20 protein-coding genes and 1 pseudogene are annotated in these 16762 nt (G+C 33.7%); 13 read left to right on the top strand and 8 right to left on the bottom strand.

Features of this window, described 5'->3' with window-relative positions; translation table 11 throughout:
* Position 1: 1 nt before the first annotated feature.
* The 3 genes from dltB to dltD are packed head-to-tail and all read left to right on the top strand — an operon-like array spanning position 2 to position 2783.
* Complete coding sequence (dltB, locus tag GHI93_RS04690; protein WP_153495910.1) at positions 2 to 1219, top strand: D-alanyl-lipoteichoic acid biosynthesis protein DltB; 1218 nt, start codon at positions 2 to 4, stop codon at positions 1217 to 1219.
* A gap of 48 nt (positions 1220 to 1267) precedes the next feature.
* Complete coding sequence (gene dltC / locus GHI93_RS04685; RefSeq protein WP_153495909.1) at positions 1268 to 1507, top strand: D-alanine--poly(phosphoribitol) ligase subunit DltC; 240 nt, start codon at positions 1268 to 1270, stop codon at positions 1505 to 1507.
* Positions 1497 to 2783: a D-alanyl-lipoteichoic acid biosynthesis protein DltD gene (dltD, locus tag GHI93_RS04680; protein ID WP_153495908.1), complete on the top strand. Its 1287-nt coding sequence runs from the start codon at positions 1497 to 1499 to the stop codon at positions 2781 to 2783. Before dltC ends, dltD begins: the two co-directional genes overlap by 11 nt.
* 152 nt (positions 2784 to 2935) lie before the next feature.
* Here the strand turns inward: dltD and GHI93_RS04675 are convergent, their stop codons facing one another.
* Both GHI93_RS04675 and GHI93_RS04670 read right to left on the bottom strand, forming a co-directional pair.
* On the bottom strand, positions 2936 to 3205 hold the full coding sequence (locus tag GHI93_RS04675) for a DUF3892 domain-containing protein (protein WP_153495907.1): 270 nt from the start codon (positions 3203 to 3205) through the stop codon (positions 2936 to 2938).
* 362 nt (positions 3206 to 3567) lie between these two features.
* The gene (locus GHI93_RS04670; RefSeq protein WP_153495906.1) at positions 3568 to 3765 is read right to left on the bottom strand and encodes a hypothetical protein; all 198 of its coding nucleotides are present in this window, start codon (positions 3763 to 3765) and stop codon (positions 3568 to 3570) included.
* A gap of 217 nt (positions 3766 to 3982) precedes the next feature.
* On the opposite strand from GHI93_RS04670, the gene GHI93_RS04665 reads away from it, so the two are divergent.
* From GHI93_RS04665 to GHI93_RS04620, 10 genes and pseudogenes are all read left to right on the top strand, one after another.
* Positions 3983 to 4690, top strand: a complete 708-nt coding sequence (locus tag GHI93_RS04665) for an endonuclease/exonuclease/phosphatase family protein (protein WP_153495905.1) — start codon at positions 3983 to 3985, stop codon at positions 4688 to 4690.
* Positions 4691 to 4746: 56 nt separating this feature from the next.
* Positions 4747 to 4896: a hypothetical protein gene (locus GHI93_RS04660; protein ID WP_153495904.1), complete on the top strand. Its 150-nt coding sequence runs from the start codon at positions 4747 to 4749 to the stop codon at positions 4894 to 4896.
* A gap of 281 nt (positions 4897 to 5177) precedes the next feature.
* Positions 5178 to 5519, top strand: coding sequence for a hypothetical protein (locus GHI93_RS04655; RefSeq protein WP_153495962.1), 342 nt, complete (start codon positions 5178 to 5180; stop codon positions 5517 to 5519).
* A 217-nt stretch (positions 5520 to 5736) separates the two neighbouring features.
* Positions 5737 to 6837 carry an FtsK/SpoIIIE domain-containing protein gene (locus tag GHI93_RS04650; RefSeq protein ID WP_246177028.1) on the top strand — a complete coding sequence of 367 codons (1101 nt, stop codon included), beginning with the start codon at positions 5737 to 5739 and terminating at the stop codon, positions 6835 to 6837.
* 168 nt (positions 6838 to 7005) lie between these two features.
* Complete coding sequence (locus GHI93_RS04645) at positions 7006 to 7818, top strand: rolling circle replication-associated protein (RefSeq protein WP_153495902.1); 813 nt, start codon at positions 7006 to 7008, stop codon at positions 7816 to 7818.
* On the top strand, positions 7815 to 8024 hold the full coding sequence (locus GHI93_RS04640; protein WP_002392591.1) for a DUF3173 domain-containing protein: 210 nt from the start codon (positions 7815 to 7817) through the stop codon (positions 8022 to 8024). Before GHI93_RS04645 ends, GHI93_RS04640 begins: the two co-directional genes overlap by 4 nt.
* 19 nt (positions 8025 to 8043) lie before the next feature.
* A pseudogene (locus GHI93_RS04635) lies at positions 8044 to 9214 on the top strand (site-specific integrase).
* Between the two features lie 52 nt (positions 9215 to 9266).
* A complete protein-coding gene (locus GHI93_RS04630; protein ID WP_246177025.1) occupies positions 9267 to 9713 on the top strand; it encodes a protein-tyrosine phosphatase family protein in 447 nt (148 codons plus the stop codon).
* A gap of 26 nt (positions 9714 to 9739) precedes the next feature.
* Complete coding sequence (locus GHI93_RS04625; RefSeq protein WP_153495901.1) at positions 9740 to 10096, top strand: hypothetical protein; 357 nt, start codon at positions 9740 to 9742, stop codon at positions 10094 to 10096.
* Positions 10097 to 10177: 81 nt separating this feature from the next.
* Positions 10178 to 11275: a hypothetical protein gene (locus GHI93_RS04620; protein ID WP_343030310.1), complete on the top strand. Its 1098-nt coding sequence runs from the start codon at positions 10178 to 10180 to the stop codon at positions 11273 to 11275.
* A gap of 137 nt (positions 11276 to 11412) precedes the next feature.
* On the opposite strand, the gene GHI93_RS04615 is transcribed toward GHI93_RS04620, so the two are convergent.
* The 6 genes from GHI93_RS04615 to GHI93_RS04595 form a co-directional block, all read right to left on the bottom strand.
* The gene (locus GHI93_RS04615; protein ID WP_153495900.1) at positions 11413 to 12966 is read right to left on the bottom strand and encodes a tyrosine-type recombinase/integrase; all 1554 of its coding nucleotides are present in this window, start codon (positions 12964 to 12966) and stop codon (positions 11413 to 11415) included.
* Positions 12967 to 13268: 302 nt separating this feature from the next.
* Positions 13269 to 14825 carry a coiled-coil domain-containing protein gene (locus tag GHI93_RS04610; RefSeq protein ID WP_153495899.1) on the bottom strand — a complete coding sequence of 519 codons (1557 nt, stop codon included), beginning with the start codon at positions 14823 to 14825 and terminating at the stop codon, positions 13269 to 13271.
* 142 nt (positions 14826 to 14967) lie between these two features.
* Positions 14968 to 15117: a DUF3173 family protein gene (locus GHI93_RS13275; protein ID WP_415579450.1), complete on the bottom strand. Its 150-nt coding sequence runs from the start codon at positions 15115 to 15117 to the stop codon at positions 14968 to 14970.
* Between the two features lie 633 nt (positions 15118 to 15750).
* The gene (locus GHI93_RS04605) at positions 15751 to 15906 is read right to left on the bottom strand and encodes a hypothetical protein (protein ID WP_153495898.1); all 156 of its coding nucleotides are present in this window, start codon (positions 15904 to 15906) and stop codon (positions 15751 to 15753) included.
* Positions 15899 to 16234 carry a hypothetical protein gene (locus tag GHI93_RS04600; RefSeq protein WP_153495897.1) on the bottom strand — a complete coding sequence of 112 codons (336 nt, stop codon included), beginning with the start codon at positions 16232 to 16234 and terminating at the stop codon, positions 15899 to 15901. The genes GHI93_RS04605 and GHI93_RS04600 overlap by 8 nt, the downstream gene beginning before the upstream one ends.
* Positions 16235 to 16351: 117 nt before the next feature.
* The gene (locus GHI93_RS04595) at positions 16352 to 16741 is read right to left on the bottom strand and encodes a hypothetical protein (RefSeq protein WP_153495896.1); all 390 of its coding nucleotides are present in this window, start codon (positions 16739 to 16741) and stop codon (positions 16352 to 16354) included.
* Between the last annotated feature and the right edge of the window lie 21 nt (positions 16742 to 16762).

Here is a 16762-nt window from a genome sequence, read left to right as displayed (position 1 = left end):
TATGCAGCCCTATTCATCACCGTTTTATTTTGTGTATCTGGGTTTAGCTTTAATTCCGATTGTCATTGCTCATTCATTTGGCAAAAAGCTCATGTGGTATCAAGTTTTATTCACGATTGCATTTCTATGGTTTACGTTTGCTGGTTCAGTCACACTTTGGGCATTGCTTTTCTTTGGCGTTTTTGAAACCATCTTGATTAAGATTTATGAGTATTATCGTATTACATTAAAGAAAAATATATTTTTTGTGTTCGTTTTGATTTTACTCCTATCCATTCTTCCACTCTTTTTAGTCAAGTTAAATCCTGTTATTGATCCCGCACATCCCCAGTCCATTTTTGGATTTTTAGGGATTTCGTATGTGACGTTCAAAACAGTTAATATCATTCTTGAAATTCGAGATGGATTAATCAAAGAAGTTCCATTAAAAGAATACTTCTATTTCCTTTATTTTTTCCCAACGATTTCATCAGGACCTATTGATCGATTTAGAAGATTCCGAAAAGAAATGGAAGCACCCGTTGCAAAAAACTATTCAGAAATGGTTGGAAAAGGAATCTTTTATATTTTCCAAGGTTTCTTATATAAGTTCATTATTGGATATTTATTAGATACTTATGTCCTTCATATTTTGGCCATTAGTGCTACAGTACATCCGACATTCCTAAATATGATGGGAAGTATGTATAGTTATGGACTTTATCTCTTCTTTGACTTTGCAGGATATTCACTCTTTGTCATTGGTGTAAGTAGCATTATGGGATATGATATCCCTCATAACTTTAATAAACCCTTTTTATCCAAAAACATCAAAGATTTCTGGAATCGTTGGCACATGTCTTTAAGCTTCTGGTTCAGAGACTTTGTTGCAATGCGTTTTATGAAAACAATCATGGTCAAAAAATGGACAAAAAATATGGTTTTGATTGCCAATCTTGGTTATCTTGCTTCGATGGGATTGATGGGATTTTGGCATGGCTTTACTTGGTACTATATTTTGTATGGCTTCTACCACGCTTTCCTTCTCATTGGCTATGATGCTTGGGTCAGAATGAAGAAAAAACGAAAATGGAAAATTCCAAACAATCGTTGGACGACTGCAGTAAGTATTTTTATCACTTTTAATCTTGTATTTATTGGGTTCTTGATTTTCTCAGGAATTCCAAACTATGCGATTATGCATGCACTTAACCATGATTTCCCGCTTCCTAACTTCTAATGTTAAGTAAGCTAAACACAAAAAACATATTCTATAAGGAGAATAAAAATGGAAAATGAAGTATTAGACGTAATTGAACGCGTATCAGAAACAGACGAATTTCGTGAAGATTTGGACATGGATTTATTTGAAGAATCCATTCTTGACTCGATGAAAGCCATTATGTTAATTGTCGAGCTAGAGGGGGTTTTCGATGTGACGTTACCTCCAAGTGAAATGGACCGTGAAGACTGGAATACTGCTAATAAGATCGTTTTAAGAATTAAGGAAAAATTAGATGAAAAATAATAGAATTCTAAGAGAACTAGCGCCTTTTCTCACTGCTCTTCTTTTAATTTTATTATTAATCTTTCTTCCCTTTAATGTTTCACCTCAATACTCAAAACATCAACTGAATGAATTTGCTGCTGATCCAGGAAATCGATTGAATTTTATTGGCTATACTGCTAAATCACAAGCATTTAGTGATCCAGATTATCTTCCAATTTTAGGATCATCTGAATTAGAGCACACAAATCCTTATCATCCTACGAGCTTTTTTACAAAGTATCCATCTGGCTACACACCATATTTAGTGGGAATGCCTGGAACTTCACCATTGACACATTTTTTCTATGTTAATTCTGTTTCTAATCAACTCAAAGATAGAAAAATGGTTTTCATCATCAGTCCACAATGGTTTACTAAAAAAGGGATCGGAGAAGCAGCTTTTCAACAGTTTATTTCAAAAGGTGAGATATATTCTTGGATATCTTCTGCAAATCCCAAAGATCTATCGACACAAGTTATTGCACGTCGTCTTCTCAAGTTTAAGGGACCAACAGATGACATCTTGATTTCAAAAAGTTTGCACGCTTTAGAAAAAGGGAAGGCCGTTAATCCAGGAATCAAAGGATTAGTGCTTGTTTCTGAGCAATTTTGGAAAAAAGAAGATGATTTATTTTCAGGGATCAGTACTTTTGAGAGCAGTAAGAAAAATAAATTGCATGCAGCGGATAAACTTGCAAAGCAACTTCCAGGTACTCAAGATGATGCAGTGATGCGAGAAGATGCTTTAAAGATTGCCATCGATGCACAAAATAACAATCCTTTTAGAATTAATAATCGTGTGTGGAACAAAACTATCGTTTCGCGTTGGAAAAATTTAAAAGGGTTCCAAAATAATGTCAGTTATTTAAACAGCCCGGAATATGCTAATTTCCAAGCATTATTAGAACTTCTTGCAAAAAATCACAACGATGTTCAATTTATTATTCAACCTGTCAATTCAGATTGGGTTAATTACACAGGATTATCAATTCCGATGCTTCAAGAGTTTAGTAGAAAAATAACTTACCAACTGAAATCACAAGGATTTAATACTGTCACAGATTTCACAAATAAGTATAATACACCATACTTTATCGGAGATACAGATCATTTTGGAACCATCGGATGGTTGGATGCGAGTTTAGCGATTCAAAAGTTCATGAAAGCTCCACCTCAAAGTCCAAAGTATCACATTAATAATCAAAAATTTATGTCAAAAGAATGGACGAATCAAACTTCTGGCTTTAACAATTAAAAAAACGGCAGTGCCGTTTTTTTGATCAATGAAAAAATGAAAACTAGAAGTTTGGTTAGCCACCCGTGTAACGAATGTTTTTTTATCACTTGCTTTATAATCGACTGGCTAAAGCGTAATGAAAAAAGCCACTTCAAGTGACTTTTTAAGATTTAAAATTGAGGGAGAGAAAGGAGAGCATCAGGGTTTGATGCGGTGTCCTTTGTTTGAATCGAACATTTTAAAATAGAATCGTGTACAGCTTCAATCGCTGCTTTTTTTCCTGCTGAATTTACATAAAAATACTCATAATCAGAATCCAAGAAACGAATGAGTTCTTTGATGGTTTCAACAGATCCATCTGCCAATTTGACTTCTGTGATTTCGTCTGTTGATGGATGAGAGGCATCTGCCAAACGAATTTTTGTAATTTGATATGCCATAAAACTTTCCCCCTTTAAAATTGAAAACAATTTGTATAGTGCCATTAACATTATACCATAGTTTTGAGGAGAAAATGAAAATAAGACAAAAATGAAGCGCAAGAAAAGCGATGAAGACTCTAAAATAAAGCATTATCCTAACTTTTTAAGTAGAAGGTTCTGACATGCTCTCGAAGCTTTCTTTTTATAAGACAAAAATGAGTGAGTTACTAAAATATTTACTCACTCATTTTATGCTCGTTTTTTATTGCCACTCCGTGAGAGTATAAATTAATAAGGATTCATTTGTTGATAATAAACGGTTTTTGCTTGTTAAAAAGTGCATGAATTTGATAAATATTTTTTGTATTGGTTGCAAAAGACTACTTATCTTCCTGCGTGTCAGTAATTCCATAAAACTCTTTGACATAGTCATAATAATGATAAATCGCTTGGTTTAGAACATAGGCCTTTGTAACCCGTCCTTCATTTTCAGCAAAAATTTTTTGAATCTCATCAAGTTCTTTAGCACTTCTTTTAGTCATATAAAAAGCTATTTGTTTTTCATTTGCGTTTGCCATAAAGATTCCTCCTTATCCTTTATATTTATTTAATCATACCACCATAAAAGAGTTTTAGCTAGTAGATAATAGTTTTATTGCTAGTTAAAAACTCTTTTTTGTGTTTTAACTAGTTTAAATCAATTAAAATTAGTTGACAAAACTATTTTTTAGGCTTATTATATCTTTAAGCTAGTTTACAGCTAGTTTAAACACAATTTTTTAAAGGAGAGAATAAATGGAAAATATAAGTATAACAAGCTTAAATATTAATTTTTGCAATGGATTTAAATCCTCTATACACAGAAATGTGAATGAAGTTGTAGATGAATTATTGATTGAGGATAGTACATTTATTGCTATTCAAGAATTTGGTAGTCACTCAATGACAAATGATATTGATGGAGGAGCTTTAATAAAAATTCTTGGACAAAAAGGCTATGAATTAATTGAAAATGAAAAGAAATCAAGATATCCAGTAAACACTTGTATATTTTATAAATCTTGTAAAGTGGAATTTTTGGAAAAACTCAATCCCATATATGACAAAGTTCAAAATCGACAATGTGGTGCAAGATTTTTGGTGAATGGTAGAATGATTGATTTATACTCATTACATTTACCGCTATATTCAAATAATAAAGAAATAAAAATAGAATTTTGGAAAGAGATATTGAAATATGCAAGAAAAACTGATAACGATGTTATTCTTGCAGGTGATTTCAATGAAAGTAGATTGCCTTCCAATCCGACAATGCTGGCAGAAAATATTTATGACTTGGAAAACTATTTTACTGATGCAAGTACACAGGAACCAACGTGGAGAGAGAGTAAGTTAGACCACATTTTTATTTCTCGAAACCTAGCAGAAAAAAATTTATTCTATAAAACTTTAGCAACTAAAATTAGTGACCATAAAAAATTGAGGTTAGATATTTTGCTTTAATCAGATTGAATTAATTTTAGTTACTTCTGAACAAAAAGAAAATGGGAGGATAGCAAATGAGTACCAACGAAAAGACAAAACTAATATTAAACGAAATTGAGCATTATTTGCAATTCGATATTATGCAACGTGACTATGCAGAAAAAGGAATTATAAAAGCTTTAAAAATAATTGAAAAAGAGGAAAAGAAACATGAAATCGGATAATTTTAAATTTTTTATTTTTCTTATTATTGGCTGTTTGTTTGGATTTATTGCAACTAAATTTGAGGGTATAACTAATGGACTATTAAATATAATAGGGTGTTTATCATTAGTTGTCTGTTTAATGTTTTTTATCAGAATGAGAATTAGAAATTTTCTAGGTTTTATTTTAATAATGTGGAATAAATTTAGGGGTGATTGATTGAACACAAGAAACAGAGGTTCACCTAGTTAAGTTACTGGTAATAGTGTCATATAGATATAAAATGAAAGGATTTGAAAGAATGGCTATTAAACCAATTATTGATTCTGTTGCAACTGTAGGTAGTTCATTACTATTAGTAGATTTGAACCCAGCGTTTGAAAGGGTTAAAAATAGTGATGGAGGATTTGAAAAAACAGATAGAATTACTCATTACAATTACACGGTTGTATGTCTTGAAAAAAAATTTGAAAAAATTAGTGTGAAAATTGAAGAAATACGACCTCTATTTGATACGGAGAGAGAAGATATTCCTGAAAACACTTATGTGAAGTTTGAGAATTTAACATTTACTCCATACGTTTCAAATGGTTGGATTCAGTTGTCTTCCAAAGCGGACAAATGTGTAGTTGTTAAGGCTTAATATTATGCAACGGAGACAGAAAGATGATTTTATAGAAGTTTCAGCATTTTCACCAAGCATACCTCTACGATACCGTTGGAGTTTTTTACTTGCTGTCTTAAGTGTTGAGTTAATAATTTTTCTTTTCATTATAGGACAACTAGTTAATGGATTTTTACACATTTTTGTTTTTGTTAGTTATTGTTATCTGTTTACCAGTACAATCTATAAATTTGTGATGTATAGAAAAACAAACTGGGAAAATTCTCCGTATAGCTTGATTAAAAGGTTTATTAATGATAATCGGCTTTTCCTAGAAGAAATACAAGTTTTAGGAACAGACAGCAATGGCAAAGCTGTAAAGAAAAAAGTAATAACGGAAAGTGTTTTTATATTATATAAAGAAACCCCCAAAGAACTAATTATTCGATTCTGGAAAAATGGTGATAAATGGAACGAGCTAGCTAATGCTAGTACCAATAAATTATCGGCTATTTTTGGTCTTAATTGCACAATAAATGATGATATTCAATACTGTGACTATATCTTTGAAAAAGTGTTAGATAATCGCTTACACCTTGCACATGGCATTCCTAAAACTAATGGAACAATCATTCAAGTCACTGAAAAAATTTCTTATGATGTCAGTAGAGTTAGCCACGGTTTGACTATTGGAAACACTGGGAGTGGAAAATCAGTTTGGATTGAATACAAGATTTTAGCTTATGCACAAATGGGTGCAATAATTTATGTAGCTGATCCGAAATCAGCAGATTTATCGTTATTAAAATATGTTCATGGCTTTGAAGATAGAGTAGTAAGCGAACCGAATCACATTGCAAGGGTACTAAGAGAAGTAACGGAAATTATGGAAACAAGATATAGGCAGTACTTCAGTGAAGTTTCTGCATTTGGTAAAACCTTTGTTGATTTCAACTTACCACCTGTTGTGCTAGTATTTGATGAATTTGCAGCATTTATCAAGAGTGCCGATAAAAAATTAAGTACAGAATGTATGTCTTATCTATACTCACTTATTTTAAAAGGTCGTGCAATGGGGTGTTTCGTTGAAATTATTCTTCAACGTCCAGATAGTTCCATTCTAGATGGTGCATTACGTGACCAGCTTGGCTGTAGAACCCTGTTAGGTACTGCAAGTAAAGAGGCTACCATGATGTGCTTTGGCTCGTCTAGCGTAGAACATAAGTCTATTTCTGTCAAAGGTGGAGGATATATCAAGATTGATGGACAAGGAGAAGAAAAATACTTTGAAACACCATTTATGAAAGATTTTGATTTTATTGCAGAATTGGAAAGTATTATCTATAAACGACAATAATACCTCTTAAAGTGAGTGAAATAGGGAGGTAGTCGCCTTAGCGACTAAACGGAGTGTCCGAGTCTTTTCACTCACTTTGAGAGGTGCAGTCGGGCGTTCTTTGCCCGACACTTAACTTGATATATAAAACAACATCTGCTCGCAAAATATATTTTTGAGAGGTGTGTGATGTATAAAGAAACACGTGCCTATAATACAAAAATTATTGAAACTTCAACTTATATTGAAGTTTATCAGTATGAAGAGCCTATTTTTTATAGTAGACATATCGAAGTTGAATCAAGGTCTACACAGTTAGAGTGGTTAGATGATGATATCGAGAAACGTACTTTTGAAGAATTATCTAATAGTGAAAAGTATGACAGTTTGAAAAGAAAGCAACGGCATTATGAAGATATGCGTTGGGAAATAGCTCGCATTGTTGATTGTAATTTTGATGAGGCGACAAAGTTTGTGACATTGACTTTTCGCGAAAATATATCTTCAGTAGATTATGCCAACAATGAATTTAAAAAATTCATCCAAAGGCTAAATAGAAGATTAAAAAAGCGTAGTCAACGTGCTAAGTATTTAGCAACATGGGAAAAACAAAAAAGAGGTTCAATTCATTATCATGTTGTCTTCTTTTCATTGGGTTATATTAAAAATTCTGAATTAGAAAAAGTATGGCAAAATGGTTTTGTAAAAATCAATAAAGTAGACGTTGATAGTGTTGAGAATAGAGGTCGTTATTTGAGTAAATATTTTTCAAAAGACCTCGAAATTAAAGAGCATAAGAAAAAAGCGTTTTTTAAATCTCAAAATTTAAAAACGCCTCAAATTAGGAAAATAACTACGTCACAACCGTATGATTTTTCCAATAAAAATATTATTTATACAAAAGATTACAAACGGAAAGTTCTAGATTTTAAAGAGTTTACAGGAGAATATCTTAATTTTAAAGAAGGAACTGTTCACTATACGAAAATTTTAAAGGAGTGATTTACTTGACAAATAACACTATTACAAAAAAAGAATTATGTGACTTAGGATTCGGGCCAAGCCAATCCTCTGATATTATCCGAAAAGCAAAATATTTAATGGTAAATAAAGGATATTCCTATTATGCAAGTAAACGATTAGGGAGAGTACCTGTTTCCGCTGTTGAAGAGATACTTGGATTTAGAATTATTATGGAACATGTTTAGATAAAGGGAGAACAATTTAATGCCTAAAATATCCAATGTTTATCAAGATAAAAAAAGTGGTAAGTGGTATTTTGTAGCTAATTTAGGGTATGACGAAAAAGGAAATCGCATTAGGCATTGGGGACGTGGATATAATTCTCAAAGAGAGGCAAAGCGTGCCTATGATGATTATATGAATGATTTTTCGGATACTGCTATCAAAAAAAAATAGCACGATGTCGTTTAAAGAGTTTTACGAAACGTATTTTAAACCAGATTACAAACGTTCAGTTAAATCAAGGACATATGAAAATCGAGTGTCGTCTATGGATATCCATTTTGCCTATTTCTTCAACCGAAAATTAAAAGATATTACACCACCCATCATTAAGAAATGGCAAAACATTTTATCAGAAAACTATTCTTCTGCTTATATTCGTAACATTTATGGGTTATTTCAAAAATCACTAGACTTAGCGGTGACACTAGGATTGTTAAATAAAAACGTAGCTAAACAAGTGGGTAATGTAAAAAAGGTAAAGAAAAAAGTAGATTTTTGGACAAAAGATGAGTTTGAAAAAGTTATTGCAACATTTGATTTATCAGATTACCATGAATATTTTAGTTTTGTTTTAATTTGGTTGTTATTTATGACTGGATTACGTTTTGGAGAGGCTCAAGCATTAGAGTGGGAAAAAGATATTGATTTTGAAAATCGAACATTAAGAGTAAACAAATCCATGTATTACAAGAATGCTAGTGAGTACTATTTAACCGAACCAAAAACAAAAGCCAGTAATCGAGTAATAGCTTTAGATGATGATACCGTTGAATTACTGAAACAATGGAAAACTCTTCAAACTAAAAATATTCCTTCTAAGTATGTGCTATCATATAATGGAGTGCCAACAAATAAGAGTGCTACTTATCATGTGATAACACGTCATTCTAAGCTAGCTAGTGTTCATAGAATTAAAGCCCATGCACTAAGACATTCTCATGCTTCCTTGTTAATTTCAATGGGTGAAAATGCACTAGTTGTTCGAGATAGGTTAGGTCACGAGGATATACAAACAACTTTGGGAACATATGGACACTTGTATGAGAATGCTAATAAAGAAGTAGCGAGAAAACTAACAAATATAATTGATATTCCAAAAGCTAATGTGACTAGAAAACTTATTACTAATCAGTATATTAAACGAAAGTAAAGGAGTGGTTTTCAATGGATAAAGTTACCATCATGAGCCAAAAAAAAAATTTTTGGAGTGGATACCCCCAATTTCAAAAGAGCAAGTTGTTGCCATTAGAATTGGCGATAGACCACCAGTGAAAGACACTGCCTCTAAACGATATTTAGATACCTTATCTTTAGCTTTTTATGATGAATGGACATTTGCTGATGAAATAGACCGAAATACGCCAGAAGGTAGCAATCGATTAACGGAACAAGATAAGGTGATAATAGATGAGTTTATAGACCAATATGCTGATAAAAACTTTGTTCTCCATTGTGAGCAGGGTATTAGTCGAAGCTCAGCAATTGGTTATTATATTTTAAAACGCCTTGGATGTATTGAAGAACTCAACGATAAAAAAGATAGTTCCTTATTCTTTCCGAATATTGAAGTATATGGGCTATTGATTGGGAAGCCTTATACAAAATATACTGCTACGGAGCTAATGAATGAATTGAAGAGTTTAGAATAATTAGTCTCACAGAAGGTTGTGGAGCAATGAATAGAATAGGAATTTTTTTTATTTGTAATAATGGTGAAATTATCGCAAATCATATACCTTATAAAAAAGGAAGGATTTTAAATGGGCTATATGATAGTAATAGCGATCATTGGGAGTTGTTCGATTCGCTTATTTTTAAGTTTGATACAGATGACTATATCAATGTACCCCGAGGAAGAGTTATTTTTGATGAACTAAATAATCAAAGTATTATCTATATAGACAAGTGCTATCTTTCAGATAAGAAAGTTTTGAAAAAAATTATTAAATTATTTCAAGTGAAAAATTATGTAACAAAAACAGACATTTATTATCAGTGTCCAAATTGTTTGGGAAATATATGGGACGATTGATAACTGATTAAATAACTGATTAAATAAATGAGATGAGCATATGGTATAATTATTGTAAATAGCAGTAAAGGAGAGTAAGTAGTGAGCACTCGAGAACAAGCAATTTTATACTGGCTTTTAGTTGTACTATTTCTTATTATAGTATTTGGAAGAAAAAACAATCTGCTGGACTCTTTAAAAGATGTTATTAAATACACGATAAAATTTTTATTAAATCCTATTGCTATGGTAATAATTTCAATTAATTTACTGTACATCTTTATAATTTATTATTTCGTATATAAAGATGATTTGCAAATTTCTTTATGGTATATAAAAGACTACTTAATTGTTTTACTTTTTTCAGTATTTCCAATTGTTGAGTATTTAAAAAGATTGAAATTTAGTGAAATATTTCGTGAGAAAAAAACTGAACTGTTCAGTCTAGCAACGATTCCTCTCTTTATAAATTCAACGTATACTTTGCCCGTTGTTTGGGAAATGGTATTAGTATTTGTTGTAACGTTTCTTTCTATATTTATAGCAGTCGCAAATCAAAAGGAAGATACGAAAATTGTCTCTAAGTTTTTTAATTTTTTCTTGATAGGTATAGGTTTATTTATGATATACACGTCACTAGATCAATTTTTTAAAAATGTGAAAGATATTTTTTCGTTAGATTTTTGGATTTCCTTTGGAATAGAGCCTTTGGTATGGGGATTAAATATTCCTGTAATTTATCTAGCTAGAGAGATGGTTTACATAGAAAAAAAAGTTATCTTCAGTGACCATAAAAATAGGATATATAGTTATTTTATATATTGGTTTCAAATGCTAGTGAAAAAAATAAAATTTCGAAAATATAAAGATATTTATCCTGTTTTATCTAATTCTATAAAGGAAGCTAAAGAACTATCCGCTATTGGAGGAAACCGAATTTATATAAAAATAAATATAGAAAATATATCAAATGAGATTTTAATATCCATTGTTAGTGACGCCATATTGGGACGCAATAAATATACGGGCGTGATTAATCAAAGAGAGAAGTACCCTAATGTAGTAGAAATAAGAAATGAGAATAACGAATTATTTGCATTTTGGCAAGATTCGTTTATAACTCCTGAATACAGAGATAATAGAATAGATGGTATGGAAACTATTGAATTAATAGAAGGAATTAAGTTAGTTCAGAATTAAAAGATTATTGGTTGCAAAATGGTTGCATAATATAAAAAAAAGCCTAGACACCCTATAAATAAAGGATTCTAGGCTTTTTTCTCTTATTCCCACTCTACAATGATATTTTTATTGTAAATAGCGTGGTTGAGCTGTTTTTAGCTCACTAATTTAGGCTTAGCACTTTTTTTAGCACTTTCTTGCAAAGTTTGAATTTCAGAAAAAACCTGTAAACCCGCGTTATATATGCTTCTATCCATGTTTTTCCGTTTTTCATTTCTCATTGCATCAGATGTGTCAAATTTAGCATAATAGTCCAGCGTTGTTTGAATTTTTTCATGTCCAAGTCGTTGCTGAATATACTTGATATTTGTTTCATGTAGTTCATTGATGAGATATGAGGCATGAGAAGACCTAAGGCCTTTACCTGTAATGTGGGTTACGTCTGCTTTTTTCGCGGTTGCTTTAAGCAGGCGGTTAATTGTAGTCTTTGATACGGCTGTAGTGGCAGATTCGCCCAGTATATAGCCATCTTCCGACTGATTCGGCTGTGTAGCTTTCCAGCGTCGCAATATTTCAACGGTCTGAGTGTCAAGGTCTATCGTTCGCATTCCTGCATGTGTCTTTGTGTGGTTATGGACTGTAAGACGTCCATTTTTATCTTGTGACATTGTCTTACTTATCTTCAAAATGCCATTGTCTAAATCCACATCTCGCCATAGCAGAACCACACCTTCACTTACCCGCGAGCCGATAAAATAATAGAGCCAAACGATTGTAAAGTGCCATTGATCATGGAATTTTTTTAAATCAAAAATAGAAATAGCTTTTTTGAAGTCTGCAAATGTCCAAAAGGGTTCATCTAAATGCTCTTTTGATGGTGTTTTAATTCCTGCCGCAGGATGTTCAACGATGATTTTCATGTCATAAGCGTAACTTAGTGCTGCTTTGAAGCGTGTCCAAACTGCTCCAGCATAATTTGAAGCTGTCGGGCGCGGGTCATTGCCTGGATATTTTTTCAACAAATACATACGAAAATCAGAACAATCAAGACGTGTGAGCTTATTTATAGATTTTCGCTTAAAGTAGTCTCCCATACGCTTAAAATGTGCTTTGGCAGTATAAGCTGTGCTGTCTTGTACCGTTGTCGCAAAATAAGGTGCATAAACATTGTTGATGAAATCTTCAAATGCTTGATTTTCGCTATCGCGCAAAATATTATTAAAATGACCAGATCCATTTTTCAATGTGTCATACAAAAAAGGATGATTTGAACGCACATATTTTGCTAAAGCATAATAATTTGTAAAATCCTTTTTTTCAATAATATCTTGAATTTGGATGCTAGGAGCTGTCCCTTTTTTGGCATCTTTGATATATTTTTCCTCAAATTTTTCTGATGGAAAAGTTTCTGACACATATAACCGTTTTGAAAGATTGAACTGAACCGTCATTGTGTTGGTATCTGCAACGATTGACAATCCTTTTGACTTAGGAAGTAATTCTGTCATTTGCCGTTTTGATTTTTTGGAGGGTAAATGAATCCAGAAGGTCGAGGGAGTACCCTCAAATTTGGTTTTCCCCATTTGTTCAGGTGGTCGTTCAGACAGAGCAAAGGCTAATCCTTTAGTTTCTAAGTCTGTTTTAATCTTTTCAAGATTCGCATTTGCTCGGACGGTAAACGTCCAATCGGTTGATGTTTCTGTTGCCATGTTTTTACCTGTTTTCCTATATTTTTTAACGTTTTTCGATGTTTATTTATGTTTTATAAAAATGAGCTAAAGCACTACTATTAGCTGGATTACAGCATTTTATAAAAATAATCGAAAATATGGTTGATTGTACTAAATACTGATATGACTGTCTTTACGAGGAAGACTATTAAAGTAATCTGTCGCTTTTTAAGTCTATATAATAGGCGATAATCTGTTACTGTGGCGGCATACGCCGCCTTATCACGCTACGCGCCCTTTACCTCAAAATTCCATCTCGCGCATACGCGCGGATAAAGAGATTATTGGGACAGTTGTTGATTTGCCTTGTCTAAGTCAAGAATAAGCGCGTCTATATCAAATGTCTGCTTATTTCCATGCTTTTCAGCAACATTTTCAGCTATTAGTCTTGCTTTTTCACGTTCTGCAAGGGTGCCGTTATTAACAACGGAAAGGGTTGTTTCCCATGAAGCAACGGCACGCTTCTGTTTAGCTTCACGTTTGGCGACATTTTGTTCTCTGTCGCTTAAACTATCTTCTCGAGCAGCCAAAGACACTCTAAAGTCATTTTCATTATTGATTGTTTCCTTTGCCTGTCTTAGTTTTGGGACTAGAGCGTTAAATTCTTGTTGAATTTTATCGCGTTTCGTAGTCGCTTGCTTTACTTGTAAGATTGCGTTATCTCGCTTTTTCTTGGCAGATTGTAAATCTTGCTTTAAAAGTTGCTTTTGCTCATTGATTTTACTGATGGTTTTCTGTCGCTCTTGATTCATTTGTTTAATTTGTTCTTCTGCTGTATATTGCTGAATAGCAGCAATAATGGCAAATGCCACACCAATAAATCCATCAGTTTGCTGCGCCACATACTCTAAAGATTTGGCGTGTTTTAAACGGCGTGCAGCTTCATCCCATCTGCTACGCTCATCAGAAGTAAATAATTTTTCATGTTGTTCACGCAATAGTCTCATTTTATCGCGATATTGACCCCATTCATCATTATATTCAGCATTTGCAGCTTGTTTACTTGCGTATGCATCATTAGCTAGGTTGCGTGCCTCTGATAATTTGTTTTCAGCTTCTCGTCTTAGATCACGAGCTTTTGCCCGAGATTTTTCACCCGCGCCACGCTTTAAGTCGAATTTTTCGATGTCTTCGACTTTAAAACGTTGTGCTACCAACTCGCCTAATCGGCCCTGTTTACGAGACAATTCTTGCCCTTTTGGTTGCATGATTTTTTTTGTCATTTTCTTTCCATTAACTACGCTTTTCTCATAGCGATTTTTACCATTTATGAATTCATTGACTGAGTAGTTTGGATTATCGCCATCTAAAACAGACATTAAACAGTCTAAATGCGGATTGTTCGACTCATCAAAATGTATATCAGCTAAGGCAATGTGACCAAATGTAGCCTCATCTGTACAAATGGCTTCAAATGTCGTTTTATATGCTAAAATGACATTTTTTATAGCTGATGGACTTTGTTTACTGACAGGAAGTTTGCGTCCCACACTATCATTTTCCCACCCAAGCGCAAGTAAGGTATCATCTGAAAGCTGAATCGTTGCGTCCACAAAGGCTTTAGCATCCTTTCGCATGGATTTCAAACCTGATTTTTGTCGGGCTTCCTCGTAATCCGCTAGTTTCTTCTTGGTTTCGTCAATCCCTTCATCAAGTAATACCACGTTATAGCCAGCCAGTGCGGGGTCATGATTGCTCTTGGTGTGAGCAGCTACTCGCTCTGCATTTTTTTCATTGCGAATGATGTGTTCATATGTACTGCGTTTCAACTCAGAAGCTGAGTGTTTGGAATAAGAGATACTAATGCTCATCTTTATTCTCCCTTTTTTATCTTTCATTTTTCTTTGTTTCACATTAGTGAAGTATAGCCCGTTATACTTTACTTGCGTAAAGTACGGGCTTTGTCGCTATGCGCCAAAGGAACGGCTTCGCCGTGCGGAAATATGTTCCCATATTCCCTACCCTACGGGGTTCAGTAAGTTATTCATCTTTTTCCGTTCCGAGCACTCGAAATAAATAGGACTGTGGCACTTGTTTTGTACGGCTAGTGTAAATAGTGTAGCCATCATCCTTTAGCAATTTTTTGATTGCTCGCCAGATTCGCGTAGTTGTTTTGGGGTCAAAGCCCATTTCTTCGATTTCTTATTTTTTAATTAGTTTTTCCATGGTAGTTACTATTTCCTTTTGACATTAAGGGGATGAAAAAAGCCCCGTCCAGTGTATGGCGGGGCTTCCGTTTAAAAAATAAATAGAAATGCACCCCGCCGTCATCTCCTATTCCAATCATGAAATAGGTCAATAGCGGCGCGGTGCATTTGTTCGATTCGAGTAGAAACGGCCTTTCTCTTCCGTGTACTCGTCGGCTCCGATTCCTCCACTTAAAATTGTGGGTCGGCTCTGTTGCTACATATGGTGCTGTGCTATCTTTAATTATATTTTATCAAAATAAATTGAAAAGAAAAAGGGGGTGTCGTTTTTTAGCTAAAATGCTTTAAAAAATGTTAAAAAGAACTATTGAGCGTGACTATAAAATTGCTCTATATCATGACAATATAACGTTGTATCATTAGTCCTGATTTAGTTAAAATGTAGTGGTATATTATGTGATATATATAGTGGAATCATGAAATCGTAGTATATCATGGCACATGTTGTACAAATATTAGTCATGATATAGAGTTATTACCAAATGGTGTTATTAAGTGGAGCATAGGGTGGAAACTAAATAGATAACCTCAAAAAAAAGACCGTCTTAGACAGTCTTTAATTCATTACTTGAGTGACAATAACTTGTTGAGAAGCTTCTAATAGTTTAAATCGAGGGTCATCTTTATATGTTGTCGTTTCAACAGATTTCTGCAAGGCTTGTAAGTCTTGTTTGGACTGTTCTCTACGACGTGATTCATACGCATCATACATAGGTATAATCTCCTTTGTTTGTGTTATTAGAAGTGGAACGGATCACTACCATCTTTGTTTTGTCCATATCCCGCATACCCGTTTGCCGGTGGTGTAACATTCTCAGCAGCATGTTGTGCGTCATTATTGCTTGTAGCCGGTGGCGCCGGTTGTGCAGGAGCAGGTTGTGCAGGAGCAGGTTGTGCAGGCGCTTGTTGCGCTGGAGTTTGTTGTACAGGTGCTTGTTGTGCTGGAGCTTGTTGAGCAGGGTTTGACTCACCCCCATTACTTGCTCCAGTGTCTTGTGCGGCTTGAGCCGTATTTTGAGCTGCTTGATTTGCCGCCGCATCAGCCTTTGCTTTAGCATCAGCCGCAGCTTTAGCCTTTGCTATTTGAGTTTTTATAGCATTGAGCTTACTTTGTGCGCTTGTCTTGTCACTTTTTAAATAGATGTCTGTTTCTTTGTTTATAAGGTCTTGGGTTGCGTTAATGTCTGAATCAACTTTTGATTTTGTAGCCTTTGCAATGCTGTGTTAACTGCGGCAATTTGAGACAGAAAGCCGTTCAATTTAGTCATCTTGTCGCTTAAGGATGTTTTGTCTTTTTGCTGATTTTTGTCAAGTTTGTCAATAGCGGTATAGGTAGTTTTAATATCTTGAGCTTTTCTTGATTTGTAGGCTTGCTCAACGGCTGCAGTCGCTACCTCTAAATTTGTTTTCTCTGTTTTGACTAATTTATCATGTTTTACATTTGCGGCGTGTACAGCATTATCATGCTGAATGATGCCATAGGTTGCCCCTCCCGCAATGAGGAGGACTAAGATACCTGTAGCTGCGATGATTTTTGTTGTTTTCATTGTGTGAATTTTCCTTTTGAA

Source organism: Lactococcus hircilactis (assembly GCF_009601015.1).
Classification (GTDB): Bacteria; Bacillota; Bacilli; order Lactobacillales; family Streptococcaceae; genus Lactococcus; species Lactococcus hircilactis.
The sequence above is the reverse complement of the archived record's forward strand: the minus strand, read 5'-3'. Positions and strand labels throughout refer to the sequence as shown.